At 71.2% G+C, this 12,604-nt stretch carries 11 protein-coding genes; 8 read left to right on the top strand and 3 right to left on the bottom strand.

The window, feature by feature from the left end:
- Window positions 1–21 precede the first annotated feature (21 nt).
- The 5 genes from RS883_RS06245 to RS883_RS06225 are packed head-to-tail and all read left to right on the top strand — an operon-like array spanning window position 22 to window position 5,709.
- The gene (locus tag RS883_RS06245; RefSeq protein ID WP_315763857.1) at window positions 22–1,548 is read left to right on the top strand and encodes an EAL domain-containing protein; all 1,527 of its coding nucleotides are present in this window, start codon (window positions 22–24) and stop codon (window positions 1,546–1,548) included.
- Window positions 1,545–2,270, top strand: coding sequence for a LysM domain-containing protein (locus RS883_RS06240; RefSeq protein WP_315763854.1), 726 nt, complete (start codon window positions 1,545–1,547; stop codon window positions 2,268–2,270). The genes RS883_RS06245 and RS883_RS06240 overlap by 4 nt, the downstream gene beginning before the upstream one ends.
- Window positions 2,271–2,329: 59 nt before the next feature.
- A complete protein-coding gene (locus RS883_RS06235; protein ID WP_315763852.1) occupies window positions 2,330–3,970 on the top strand; it encodes a serine/threonine-protein kinase in 1,641 nt (546 codons plus the stop codon).
- 6 nt (window positions 3,971–3,976) lie between these two features.
- Window positions 3,977–4,978, top strand: coding sequence for a type VI secretion system-associated FHA domain protein (locus tag RS883_RS06230; protein WP_315763849.1), 1,002 nt, complete (start codon window positions 3,977–3,979; stop codon window positions 4,976–4,978).
- The gene (locus RS883_RS06225) at window positions 4,975–5,709 is read left to right on the top strand and encodes a PP2C family protein-serine/threonine phosphatase (protein WP_315763846.1); all 735 of its coding nucleotides are present in this window, start codon (window positions 4,975–4,977) and stop codon (window positions 5,707–5,709) included. Before RS883_RS06230 ends, RS883_RS06225 begins: the two co-directional genes overlap by 4 nt.
- A 23-nt stretch (window positions 5,710–5,732) precedes the next feature.
- Here RS883_RS06225 and RS883_RS06220 read toward each other — a convergent pair whose 3' ends face one another.
- A complete protein-coding gene (locus RS883_RS06220) occupies window positions 5,733–7,838 on the bottom strand; it encodes a malate synthase G (protein WP_315763843.1) in 2,106 nt (701 codons plus the stop codon).
- A gap of 93 nt (window positions 7,839–7,931) precedes the next feature.
- Window positions 7,932–8,408 (bottom strand): MarR family transcriptional regulator, encoded by a 477-nt coding sequence (locus tag RS883_RS06215; protein WP_315763841.1) that lies wholly within the window; start codon window positions 8,406–8,408, stop codon window positions 7,932–7,934.
- A gap of 144 nt (window positions 8,409–8,552) precedes the next feature.
- On the opposite strand from RS883_RS06215, the gene RS883_RS06210 reads away from it, so the two are divergent.
- The 3 genes from RS883_RS06210 to RS883_RS06200 are packed head-to-tail and all read left to right on the top strand — an operon-like array spanning window position 8,553 to window position 10,908.
- Window positions 8,553–9,134, top strand: a complete 582-nt coding sequence (locus tag RS883_RS06210) for a DUF1285 domain-containing protein (protein WP_315763839.1) — start codon at window positions 8,553–8,555, stop codon at window positions 9,132–9,134.
- Window positions 9,131–9,715 carry a CoA pyrophosphatase gene (locus RS883_RS06205; protein WP_315763836.1) on the top strand — a complete coding sequence of 195 codons (585 nt, stop codon included), beginning with the start codon at window positions 9,131–9,133 and terminating at the stop codon, window positions 9,713–9,715. The genes RS883_RS06210 and RS883_RS06205 overlap by 4 nt, the downstream gene beginning before the upstream one ends.
- Window positions 9,712–10,908, top strand: coding sequence for a CCA tRNA nucleotidyltransferase (locus RS883_RS06200; RefSeq protein ID WP_315763835.1), 1,197 nt, complete (start codon window positions 9,712–9,714; stop codon window positions 10,906–10,908). Before RS883_RS06205 ends, RS883_RS06200 begins: the two co-directional genes overlap by 4 nt.
- Here the strand turns inward: RS883_RS06200 and RS883_RS06195 are convergent.
- Entirely contained in the window at window positions 10,872–12,584 is a 1,713-nt protein-coding gene (locus RS883_RS06195; protein WP_409977399.1) for a putative bifunctional diguanylate cyclase/phosphodiesterase, read from the bottom strand. The genes RS883_RS06200 and RS883_RS06195 overlap by 37 nt on opposite strands.
- Window positions 12,585–12,604 lie beyond the last annotated feature (20 nt).

Raw genomic sequence — 12,604 nt, 5'->3', positions numbered from 1 at the left:
CCCCGCGTTAGAGGGGCCACGATGAGTGGGGGTGTTCTTTGGGGCGGCGACGTGACGGTCGCGACGATCAGCCTTGCGCTCGTCGCCTGCGCGATGGCCGCTCTGCTCCTCTGGAACATCGAGCGTCGGCGGTCGCGGCGGTTCGTCGCCGCCGCCGCCGAGGCCCTGGGCGACGCCCGGCCCCCTCGGACGCTGGATGCGCTGCTGCCCCGCATCGCCGAGCTCGGCGATCTTCGCGGCCGCGCGGCACAGGTCCATGCGCTGACCGGCCTGCCCACCCGCGAACCGCTGATCGCGCGGATGCGGGAAGGCGGCGGGGGCACGCTGGCGATCTTCGCTTTTCACGACGTCAATCGGCTGAGCGCGTTCGACCCGGATCTGGGCGACGAGGTGCTGCGCCTGCTCGCGCACCGGCTGGTGGCGATGGTCTGGCGCCAGCGGCTGGTCGCGCAGGTCGATCGCAGCCATGTCGCACTCTGGGTCGAGGGGCCGGAGGACGCCGCCCGCGGCGAACTCGACGCGCTCCTTTATGCGATGGGCGATGCGCTGAGCGCCGGCGGGCGCGAGATCGTGCCCGAGATCGGGTTGCGCCGCGCCTATCTTCCCGCCGGCGAACCCGCCCCCGAACTGGCGCTGACGCGCACGCTCGCCGCCTTCTCGGCGCCCGGCCTGCCCGCCGATGCCGCGCCGATCGACCTTCAGGCGATCGCGCGCGAGCGCTACCGGCTCGAACAGGATCTTCGCCACGCGGTTCAGCGCGGCGAGCTGACGCTCGACTATCAGCCGCTGATCGAAAGCGGCACCGGCAGCGTGACCGGGGCCGAGGCGCTGATCCGCTGGCACCATCCCGCCCGCGGCCTGGTGTCCCCCGGCCAGTTCGTGCCGATCATGGAGGCGAGCGGCCTCGCGCCAGAGATCGGCACCTGGGCGCTCAACACCGCGGTTCGCCAGGCGGCGATCTGGCGCCGCGATGGGCGCGGCAGGCTGCGCATCGCGGTCAACGTCTCCGGCCGCCAGCTCGACGCGCACGACCTCGACCGCTTGGTCGCGCGCACGCTGGCGCGGCACGGCGTCGGCCCTGATGTGCTCGAGATTGAGCTGACCGAAAGCGTCGCGCTCGGCGACGATGCGGGCGGCCGATCGACCTTCGACGCGCTGAGGGCGATGGGCGTGCGGATCGCGATCGACGATTTCGGCACAGGCTATTCGAGCTTCAGCACGCTGCGCACGCTCGCCTTCGACAAGATCAAGATCGACCGCGAGTTCGTGAGCGGCGTGGAGGCGAGCCGCGAGCGGCAGGCGATCTGCCAGAGCATCCTCGCCCTCGGCCGCGGCCTGGGCATCCGCGTGCTCGCCGAAGGGGTCGAGCGGGCGGAGGAAGTCGCCTGGCTCCATCGCCACGGCTGCCGGCATTTCCAGGGCTATTATTTCGCAGCGCCGCTCGATGCGGCGAGTTTCGCGCGGTTCGTCCGCGACCGCAGCGGCCTCGCCGCGCGGCTCGGCGACGCGATCGACGGGGTGAGAGTAGAGGAACGGTTATGGGCTTGAGCGTACGCATCGGGGGCGCAGGCGCGCTGGCATTGGCATTGTCGGCGTGCGGCGGCGGCCCCCGCCCCGCCCCGACGCCACCGCCCGCAACGAGCATCGCCGCCGAAGTCGACGCGATCGCGGCGATGCTCGACCGCGGCGAGGTAAAGCCCGCGCGCAAGCGGCTGGCCGCCGCACTCAAGCGCGAACCGATGAACCCCTCTCTCCAGCTCTTGCGCGATTCGATCGAGCGCGATCCGGTCGAGCTGCTGGGGCCGCAAAGCTATGCCTATACCGTCCGCGGCGGCGATACGATGGCGGGAATCGCCGCGCGGCTGCTCGGCAACCGGCTCAAGGCGTATCAGCTGGCTCGGTACAACAAGGTCGAGAATCCGTCGACGCTGACCGTCGGAACGGTGCTGCGCATCCCCGGCCAGCCGCCGCGCGCGCCCGCTCCCACGCCGCCGCCGCGCCGCGCCGATCCGGCGCCCGCCCGCCCGGCCCCCGCGCCTGTCGCCAAGCCAAAGCCGGCGGCCCCGCCGCGCCCGTCGTCAACCCGGCCGCGGCCGCTCGCGCCCGCAGCGCCGGGCTCGCCGCGCTCAACGCGGGCAAGGCGGCCCAGGCGGTGGTCCTGCTTCGCCGCGCCGCCGCGCTCGATCCCGGCAACCCGGCGATTGGCCGCGATCTCGCCCGCGCCGAACGCATCGCCGCGGCGGTTCGCGCGCGTCGGTAAGACGATCTAAACGCGCCGCTAATAACATCGCCATTTCGGACGGCGGCGCAGGGGCCGCGGGGGAACGAAATGCAGACGCTCGGACGCTATCGCATCGAGGCGATGATCGGCGAAGGCGCGATGGCCGAAGTCTATCGCGCGCACGACCCTGACATCGGCCGCGCCGTCGCGGTCAAGGTGCTGAAGCCCGACTTCGCCCGCGACGCCGACCTGGAAGCCCGCTTCCTCCGGGAAGCGCGAGCGGCGGGCGCGCTCAGCCATCAGAACATCGCGACGATCTATGACGTGGGTCAGGCGCAGGGCATCGCCTATATCGCGATGGAGCTGGTCGAGGGGCAGCCGCTCGACGCGGTGCTCGCCGCGCAGGGTCGGCTTCCCTATGAGCGGGTGCTGACCCTTGCGCGTCAGCTCGGCGATGCGCTCGCTTATGCCCACCGCGCGGGCATCGTCCACCGCGACGTCAAGCCTTCGAACATCCTCGTCTCGGCCGACGGCCAGCAGGTCAAGCTCGTCGATTTCGGCGTCGCCCGGCTGGGCGAGAGCGACGCCGGCCAGCTCGGCCGCACGCATGCCGGCCAGCTTGTCGGCACGCCCCGCTACATGAGCCCCGAGCAGGCGCTGGGTCTGCCGGTCGATCACCGCGCGGACCTCTTCTCGCTGGGCGTCGTCCTCTACGAGATGATGACGGGCAAGGTCGCGTTTCCGGGCACGGGCCTGGCCACGCTGGCCATCCAGATCGCGCAGGAGCGGGTCGAGCCGGTCGGGCGGATCGTCGGCGACTGCCCGCCGGGCTTCGCCTTCATCATCGACAAGCTGCTCGCCAAGAAGCCGGATGCGCGCTTTCAGGACGGCGCGCAGCTCGTCGCCGCGATCGATCGCGAGATCGGCCATGCCAAGGATGTCGAGCCGGCGCGCCGCGGCCTGCCGCTCGGCCTCAAGCTGCCGCTTGCGCTCGCTGCGGTCACTGCGCTGGCGTTGGGTGCCAGCATCGTCTCGATCCTCGATCGCCAGCAATCGGCGCTGGAGCACATGGCGCTCGTCTCGGGCGAGACGATCGCCTCCTTCGTCACCGGCAACGCCGCGGTGCTCGCCGCGGACAATGCCGGGCTCCCGCCCGCCGAGCAGGACTGGGCGCCGCTCCAGGCATTCGTCGCCGCCGCCGCGCGCGACGCCAATGTGCGCGAGATCGCCGTCGTCGGTGCCGGCGGGGTGATCCGCGCCGCGACCGATCCTGCCCGCGTCGGCACCCGATACCGCCCGCCGTCGGGCGAGCCGGCGTTCGGCGGCGACCCGCGCGCGACCGATGCCGGCGGCACCGGCATCCGTTTCGTCCGGCCGATCGACTATGCGGGAATCGAGTTCGGACGGGTCGATCTGGTGCTCAAGCGCACCGCGCTCGACGGCGCGGTCGCCAACGCCCGCGCGATGATGGCCGCACTCGCGGCGATCGTCATGCTCGCGGTGCTCGGCGTCGGCTATCTGAGCGGTTCGATGGTCGCGCGACCGCTTCGCCGGCTTCGTACCGCGCTGGCCGAGGCGGCCGACAACGGCTTTGCCCTGCGCATCTCGCACCGCCGCCGCGACGAGATCGGCGCCGCCTTCGACGCCTTCAACCGGACCGCCGAGGCGATGGAGACGCGGCTCGCCGCCGGCCCCGCCGCCCCCACCCCCGATCTTCGCGCGACGCAGATCGTCGCGCGCGCCGCCTGAGGTCCCATGTACCTGCTCCAGCTCTATCAGGACGACGCCGCCCCCGATCCGGTCGAGGCGCGGCTGCTCGATACCGGCACGCTCTTGATCGGCCGCGATACGGAGGCCGACTGGACGATCGCCGATCCCGACTGCGCGCTGTCCCGTCGTCACTGCCGGCTGACGGTGCGGCCGGGCGGACTGACGCTGGAAGCGCTGGGCGCCAACGGCATGATTGATGAGGCGAGCGGCGACCGCGTGCCGCAGGATTGCCCGCTCGTCGTCGCGACACCCGCGGCGTGGCGGCTCGGCCGCTTTCGCCTGGTCGCGACGCGCGCGCCGCTCAGCCAGGCGGAGGACGGCGACGCCAACCGCACGCTGGTCGCGCTGCCGCCGCTCGACGCGACGCAGCCGGTGCCCGCCGACTGGCACGACGCCGCGCCGGTCGCGCCGATGGGCCAGGGGTCGCTGCTCGAAGCATTCTGCGAAGGCGCCGGCCTCGACGCCTCGCTCCTCTCCAGCGAGGAGCCGGAGGAGATCATGCGCCGTGCAGGCGCGCTCTATCGCCAGATGGTGCTCGGCGTCGGCGACCTGATGGCCGAGCGCGATCGCACCCGTGCGCGCTACAGCCTGGCGCGCACGACGATCGGCGGCGCGAACAACAACCCGTTCAAATGGGCGCCGTCGCAGCGGCTGGCGATCGACCTGCTGCTCGCCGGCCCCAGCAGCTTCCTGTCCGGACCCACCGCGCTGAAGGCGTCGTTCGAGGATGTGAAGCGCCATCTGGTCGCCAGCTTCGCCGGGCTCCAGGCAAGCCTGCGCGCGGCGATCGCCGCGTTTGATCCCGCGGCGATCGAGGCCAGGCGCGGCCTGTTCGTGGGCCGCGATGCCGGTATTCGGGAGACGATCGTCCAGCGCCACGCCGCGCTTGCCGCGGAGGTCGAGGGCGGTCCGCCCGGCGCGCTCGACCGCGCCTTTGTCGAGGGATACGACCAGGCCGAACGCGACCTGGGGAGGACGCGGCGATGATCGCGATGCTCGCCCGCCTGCGCCGGCCGGCCGCCACGCCGCGCCCGCGCGGCTTCGCCTCCGCCGGTGCCAGCCATGTCGGACGCGTCCGCCGCGTCAACGAGGACCGCATTCTCGACCGTCCGGACCGCGGCCTCTGGGCCGTCGCCGACGGCATGGGCGGCCTGGCCCGCGGCGACGCGGCGGCACAGCTCGCGATCGACGCGCTCGCGGAACTTGCCGGCCGGCCCGGCCGGATCGACGCCGACGCGATCACCACAGCGCTGGCCCGCGCCGACCGCCGGCTGCGCGCGGGCGAAGGCGGCGGCACGACGATCGTCGTGCTGCTCGCCGAGGGTGACCTGGCGACGATCCTCTGGGCCGGTGACAGCCGCGCCTATCGTCTGGCGGGCGCCGTCCCGATGCGGCTGACGCGCGACCACAGCCTGGTCGCCGAGCTGGTGGAGGCAGGGCTGGTCGCGCCAGCGGACGCCGATTCGCATCCTCAGTCGAACGTCGTCACCCGCGCGCTCGGTGCGGGTGATCCCGGCGCGATCGAGGTGCGGCGGATCAGCTTCGCGCCGGGCGACCGCTTCCTGCTCGCGTCCGACGGCTGCTACCGCTCGCTCGCCCCCGGGGACGCGCCGGCGACGCTGGGCGCGGCCGCTTGCGCCGATCGGCTGGTCGCCAACGCGGTCGCACGCGACGGCAGCGACAATGCAAGCTGCGTGGTGGTGGAACGGGTGCGGTAAACTCCACCCGTTCCCTTGAGCCCTCAGTGCCGCCGCGCCTTCGACTCCGCGCGGAAGCGGTGGAGCAGCGGCTCGGTATAGCCGCTCGGCTGCGTCTCCCCCTCGAACACCAGCGCGCGGGCAGCCTGGAAGGCAAGGCTCTCGTCCTCGCGGCCCGCCATCGGCTGATAGAAGGGGTCGCCGGCATTTTGCGCGTCGACCTTCGCCGCCATCCGCCGCAGCGCCGCCTCGACCTCTTGCCGGGTTGCGACGCCGTGCTTCAGCCAGTTGGCCAGGAGCTGCGACGAGATGCGCAGCGTCGCGCGATCCTCCATCAGCCCGACATCGTTGATGTCCGGCACCTTGGAGCAACCCACACCCTGGTCGATCCAGCGAACGACATAGCCAAGGATGCCCTGCGCATTGTTGTCGAGCTCCCGCATCACTTCCTCGCGCGACCAGTCACGCGTGCCGGCGAGCGGCGGGGTGAGCAGCACGGACAGGAGCGGCACCGTCTCGGCCCGGCGCAGCACCTGCCGCTCGCCGACATCGACATTGTGATAGTGGAGCGCGTGCAGCGTCGCCGCGGTCGGGCTCGGCACCCAGGCGGTGGAGGCCCCCGCCTCGCACTGCGCCTGCTTGTCACGCAGCATGTCGGCCATGCGGTCGGGCGCCGCCCACATCCCCTTGCCGATCTGCGCGCGGCCGAGAAAGCCGTGCTCCAGCCCGATCAGCACGTTGCGGTCCTCATAGGCGCGCAGCCACGCCGCGGTCTTCATCTCGCCCTTCGGAATCACCGCACCGCCCGCCATAACGCTGTGGATCTCGTCGCCCGTGCGATCGAGGAACCCGGTGTTGATGAAGGCGATGCGGTCCTTCACCGCGTGGATGCAGGCGGACAGGTTGGCGCTAGTGCGCCGCTCCTCGTCCATCACCCCGATCTTGATCGTGTGGCGATCGAGGCCGAGCAGATCCTCGACCGCGTCGAACAGCGCGTTGGTGAACGCCGCTTCCTGCGGGCCGTGAAGCTTGGGCTTGACGATGTAGATCGATCCCGCGCGGCTGTTGCGAGTGCGGCCGAGCCCGCGCAGGTCGTAGAGGCCGATCAGCGAGGTGACGATCGCGTCGAGCACGCCCTCCGGCGCCTCCGCCCCGTCGGCCAGCCGGATCGCCGGCGTCGTCATCAAAAGGCCGACATTGCGAACGAACAACAGGCTGCGGCCCGGACGCGTGAACTGGCGCTGGTCGCCGACCTGATAGTCGCGGTCGGGATTGAGCGCCCGGGTGATCGTCTCCCCGCCCTTCTCGAACGTCTCCTCAAGGTCGCCCTTCATCAGCCCCAGCCAGTTGGCATAGGCGGCGACCTTGTCGTCGGCGTCGACCGCCGCGACCGAATCCTCCAGGTCGACGATCGTGGTGAGCGCGCTTTCCAGGAGGATGTCGGCGATCGCCGCCGGATCGGTGGCGCCGATCGGATGCTCGCGGTCGATCACCACCTCGATATGCAGGCCGTGATGCTTGAACAGCAGGTTCGCGCCCTGGTGGCCGACGAACTGGGTCGCGTCCTTCAGATTGAGGAACCCGCGCGTGTGCTCGGCCCATTTCTTGTCGGCCAGCGGCACGAACTTGTCGAGGAACGCCTTGGCCGCGGTGACCACGCGCGCGCCGCGCGCCGCGTCATAGCCGCCGGTCGGGATCGGACCCGACAGCGCATCGGTGCCGTAGAGCGCATCGTAGAGGCTGCCCCAGCGCGCATTGGCGGCGTTGAGAAGGAAGCGGGCGTTGAGCACAGGCACGACGAGCTGCGGCCCGGCGATCGTCGCCACCTCCGGATCGATCCCCTGCGTGCCGATGCGGAACGGTGCGGGCTCATCGACCAGATAGCCGATCGAACGAAGGAACGCCTCATATTCCGCCGGATCGATCGCCTGCCCCGCTCGCCCGCCGTGCCAGGCGTCGAGCTCGCCCTGCAGCGCGTCGCGCTTTGCGAGCAGCGCGCGATTGTCGGGCGCGAACCGCGCAAAGATCGCCGCCGCGCCCGACCAGAAGGTCTCGGCCGCGAGGCCCAGATCGGGCAGCACACGATCCTCGATAAAGCGCGCGAGCGGCTCGGCCACCGACAGGTCGGCGCGGGGGGTCATGGCGGTCATCGAAAGCTCCTCGGGCAATGGGTCGATCATGCCTGGGGAGGCTGACGAATAGTGCACGAGCCGTCGCCGCGATCAAGCGGTCAGCGTGGACCTTCAGGGCGGGGGCGCACCCGGGTCGTTGGTGGCCGCGGGCGCGATCTTGCAGACCGCCTGCTCGATGCGCAGCAGCATGTCGCGAAGCTGCGACCGTTCGGCGTCGGTGAACTCGGCGAACAGCGCGCGCTCCATCTCAAGCGCCTTGGGCGCGACCACGGCATAGAGCTCGCGGCCCGAATCGGTCAGGTTGAGCACGCGCGACCGCTGGTCGCCGGGATTGGGGACGCGCGCGACCAGCCCGCGTTCGGCGAGGGCGATCGCGGCGCGGCTGACCGTCACCTTGTCCATCTGCGTCCGCGCGCCCAGCGCCTGCTGCGTCAGCCCCTTGCCCTCCGCCAGCACGCAGACGAGCCGCCATTCCGGCACGCGGAGCCCGAACATCGATTGATAGACCGTGGCGATCGCGGTCGAGACGACGTTGGAGGCGATTGAGAGGCGATATGGTAGAAAGGCGTCGAGATCGAGAACGGCCACTGAACGTCATCCCCCCGGATAGTCACGCGAGTCGGATTGCCTGCATAGCGCCATGCAAGTGTGTTTGTCGAACCATACACCCGTCCCGGTTCGGCGCATCGCGGCTTGCCAATCGCGCGCGGGCGAACCAAACGCAGGACGACCATGCCGATGCCCTCCCAACCCGACCTCGCCGGCCTTTCGCTCGCCGACATCGCCCGGCTCGCCGAAGCCGACAAGCTGCCGCCGGTCGACAAGTGGAACCCCGCGCATTGCGGCGACAGCGAGATGCGGATCGCCCGCGACGGCAGCTGGACGCACCAGGGCAGCCCGATCACGCGGACGGAGATGGTGCGCCTGTTCTCCACCATCCTGCGGCGCGAACCCGATGGCGGCTATGTGCTGGTCACCCCGGTCGAGAAGCTGGACATCGCGGTCGAGGACGCGCCCTTCGTCGCGGTCGAGATGAAGGCGGAAGGCGCTGGCGAGGCGATGAAGATCGCCTTCCGCCTGAACACCGGCGACCTCGTCACCGCCGGGCCCAACCATCCGCTCCGCTTCGAGAACGGGGCGGAGGGGCCACGCCCCTATCTGCACGTGCGCGGCGGGCTGGAAGCGCTGGTCGCGCGCACCGTCTATTACGAGCTAGTCGACATCGCGCTCGCCAATAGCGCGGTGGCGCCCGGCATTTGGAGCGACGGCGCCTTCTTTCCCATCGACGCCGGGAACGGCGCGGCGGCGGCGTGACGCTGGCCGAGCGGCTGGCCGCGGCACTGGCGCGGGCGCCGGCCGATGGCGAGCCGCCGATTCCGGGAGACGCGATCGTCGACCATCCGGGCGACCCGATGCCCGCCGCGGTGCTGATCGCGATCACCGACCGGTCCGAACCCGGTGTCCTGCTCACCCGCCGCACCGACAGCTTGTCGCGCCATGCCGGCCAGGTCGCCTTTCCCGGCGGCCGGGTCGATCCGGGTGACGCCGACATCATCGCCGCGGCGCTGCGCGAGGCGGAGGAGGAGATCGGCCTGCCCCCCGCAATGGTAGAGGTGGTGGGGGTCGCCGATCCCTATCGCACGATCACCGGCTTTGCGGTCACGCCGGTGCTCGCCGTGGTGCCCCCCGACCTGCCGCTCGTCCCGCAGCCCGGCGAGGTCGCGGCGATCTTCGAGCCGCCGCTCGCCTTCCTGCTCGATCCGGCCAGCCGCGAGTGGCGCGACATGCCGTGGCGCGGGGAGATGCGGCGGGTGATGGAGATCAACTGGGGCGGCGAGCGCATCTGGGGCGCGACCGCGGCGATGATCGCCAACCTCGCCCGGCGGCTGGCATGACGCAGATCGACCCGGCGACCGCGCCCTGGGCGGGGCGTGAGGGGTTCGGCGGGCTGATCGAGGCGCTCGGCGCCGGCGACGTGCGCATCGTCGGCGGGGCGGTGCGCGATACGCTGCTCGGCCTGCCCGTTGCCGACCTCGACCTTGCGACCCGGCACCGGCCCGAAACCGTGGTCGAGCGCCTGGCTGCCGCCGCCATCCGCGCGGTGCCCACCGGCATCGCCCATGGGACCATCACGGCGGTCCTGCCCGATGGCCCGGTCGAGGTGACGACGCTTCGCCGCGACGTGTCCACCGATGGCCGCCACGCCACCGTCGCGTTCAGCGACGACTGGCGCGAGGATGCCGCGCGCCGCGACTTCACGATGAACGCGCTCTATGCCGATCCCACGACGGGCGAGTTGTTCGACTATTTCGGCGGTCTCGACGACCTTGCCGCGCGGCGCGTGCGCTTCATCGGCGACCCGCTCCAGCGCATCGCCGAGGATCACCTTCGCATCCTCCGCTTCTTCCGCTTCCTCGCGCGGTTCGGCGATACGCCCGAGCCCGCCGGCCTCGCCGCGTGCACCGCCCGCGCCCGCGACCTGATGGCGTTGTCGCGGGAGCGGATCGCCGACGAGCTTTTGAAGCTGCTGGTCGCGCCGGGAGCGGTCTGGGTCGCGGCGCTGATGGTCGAGCGCGGCATCTTCGCGCCGGTGCTGCCCGAGATCGCGGACACCGCCCGCCTCGCCGCGCTCGCCGAGCGCGAGGCGGCGGCCGGCATCGCGCCGCACGCGATCCGTCGGCTGGCCGCGCTGATCCCCGCCGATTCGGCAACCGCCGGCGACATCGCCGCGCGGCTCCGCCTCTCCAACGCCCAGCGCAAACGACTGGAAAGCGCCGCGGTGCCGCACGACGGCAGCGACCCGCGCACGCTCGCCTATCGCATCAGCGTCGATGCCGCGGTCGATCGGCTGCTGCTTGCCGGCGCGTCGGTCGAGCCGCTCGCCGACTGGAGCCTACCGCGCTTCCCGCTCACCGGCGGCGCGCTGGTCGAGCGCGGCATCCGCAAGGGACCGCTCGTCGCCGCGACGCTCAGGCGGATCGAGGACGCGTGGGTCGCCGAGGGCTTTCCCGGCGAGGATCGGCTGGCGGCGCTGACCGACGCCGCGGTGGCTCAGACGTTGAACGAGGATAGCAGCCGGAACGCCTGATCGGACGGTAGCGGCCGGGCATAGAGATAGCCCTGGCCATAGCCGCAGCCGAGCGCCGCCAGCGTCTGTGCAAGCTCCGGCGTCTCGATCCCCTCGGCGGTCGTCTGCATCCCCAGCGCCTGTGCCAAGCCGAGGATTGCGCGGACGATCGCCACCTTGTCGCGATCGGCGAGCATCCCGGACACGAAACTCCGATCGATCTTGAGCAGGTCGATCGGCAACCGCTGGAGGAAGGCGAGGTTCGAATAGCCCGTGCCGAAATCGTCCATCGCCAGCGTCGTGCCCAGGTCCTTGAGCGCGCGGATGGTGTGCGACACGCCGTCGGGATCGGCGACGATCGCGCTTTCGGTCAGCTCCAGCGTCAGCCGCCGACCATCCAGGCCGTGGCGCGCCAGCGCCTGACCCACCATCGTCGCGACCTGATCGCGCTGAAGCTGGATCGCCGACAGGTTGACCGCGACGTTGACGCCGCAATTGCCGCCCGCCTTTGCGTCCCAGTCGGCGAGCGTCCGCGCCGCCTCGTTCATCGCCCAGCGGCCCAGCGGGACGATCAGCCCCGCTTCCTCCGCCACGGGGATGAAGTCGGCAGGCGAAATCTCCTGCCCGCGCTCGGTCGTCCAGCGCGCCAGCGCCTCGAACGAGGTGATGCGGCCGGTGGCAAGATCACAGATCGGCTGCATGTAGAGCCGGAGCGCCCCCGCATCGATCGCGCGGCGAAGCTCGGTCTCGATGCCGAATTGCTGGCGCGCGATGTCGAAGGCCTGAGTCTGATAGATTTCGACATGGCCCGACTTCTTCGCGCGCTTGACCGCGAACTGGGCGTGACGGATCAGCTCCTCGGCCTCGCCCTCTTCATCGGTGCCGAGCGCGATGCCGATCGAGCAGTCGACGCGGATCTCGAAGTCGGAAAGACGAAACGGGCTGACCAGCGCGTTCTCCAGCCGATGCGCGAGTTGCAGCGCCTCAGCCGGGCCGTCGTCGATGGCCATCAGGATCGCGAACTCGTCGCCGCCCGTGCGCGCGATGATGTCGCGCGCGCGCAGCGCTCCCTTCAGCCGCCGCGCGACCGAAATGAGCAGCTCGTCGCCGGCAAGGCCGCCCATGCACGCATTGACGCGGCTGAAGCGGTCGAGATTGATCGCCAGCACCGCAAAGCTTTCGCGCGCCCGCTCGGCAATCGCGTTCTCGAGTTGGTCGGCAAAGCCGGCGCGATTGGGCAGCCCGGTCAGACTGTCCGTCATCATCTCGCGGCGAAGGCTGTGTTCGGTGCGGAACTGGCCCGTCCGGTCGAGCAAGGTCAACAGGCAGCGCGGCGCCCCGCCGACGACGGGCGGCTTGGCCATGCGGACCGAGAAATAGCGGCAATCCACACGCTCGCCGAATTGCCAGTCGAATTCGGCGGTGCGCTCGTCCGCCGCCAGGAAAGCAAGGATACGCGCGCCGAGCAGCCGCACCAGCGGCGACTGCACCGCGACCACGCCGAGTCCGGCCGCGCGAAAGCTCGTGTTCACCGCCTCGAACGCCAGCGCGCCTTCGGTCAGCGTCAGGATCGCAGTGGGGATCGGCAGCATGTCGAGCAGCAGCGCGCTCGCCTGAGGGCCGTGCGCATGCGGGTCGACACCGCCCAGCCAGCGGCCGAGCGATTCGGGAACGGTCAGGGCTTCGACCGGGTACATCGTCGCTTGAATTAGGGCCG

This window comes from Sphingomonas sp. Y38-1Y, assembly GCF_032391395.1.
GTDB lineage: Bacteria > Pseudomonadota > Alphaproteobacteria > Sphingomonadales > Sphingomonadaceae > Sphingomonas.
The sequence above is the reverse complement of the archived record's forward strand: the minus strand, read 5'-3'. Positions and strand labels throughout refer to the sequence as shown.

Bases quoted from the DNA above. Each gene is read 5' to 3' on its own strand.
- RS883_RS06225 (WP_315763846.1), top strand. From the start codon at position 4,975: ATGATCGCGATGCTCGCCCGCCTGCGCCGGCCGGCCGCCACGCCGCGC.
- RS883_RS06210 (WP_315763839.1), top strand. From the start codon at position 8,553: ATGCCGATGCCCTCCCAACCCGACCTCGCCGGCCTTTCGCTCGCCGAC.
- RS883_RS06200 (WP_315763835.1), top strand. From the start codon at position 9,712: ATGACGCAGATCGACCCGGCGACCGCGCCCTGGGCGGGGCGTGAGGGG.
- RS883_RS06245 (WP_315763857.1), top strand. From the start codon at position 22: ATGAGTGGGGGTGTTCTTTGGGGCGGCGACGTGACGGTCGCGACGATC.
- RS883_RS06230 (WP_315763849.1), top strand. From the start codon at position 3,977: ATGTACCTGCTCCAGCTCTATCAGGACGACGCCGCCCCCGATCCGGTC.
- RS883_RS06195 (WP_409977399.1), bottom strand. From the start codon at position 12,584: ATGTACCCGGTCGAAGCCCTGACCGTTCCCGAATCGCTCGGCCGCTGG.
- RS883_RS06235 (WP_315763852.1), top strand. From the start codon at position 2,330: ATGCAGACGCTCGGACGCTATCGCATCGAGGCGATGATCGGCGAAGGC.
- RS883_RS06220 (WP_315763843.1), bottom strand. From the start codon at position 7,838: ATGACCGCCATGACCCCCCGCGCCGACCTGTCGGTGGCCGAGCCGCTC.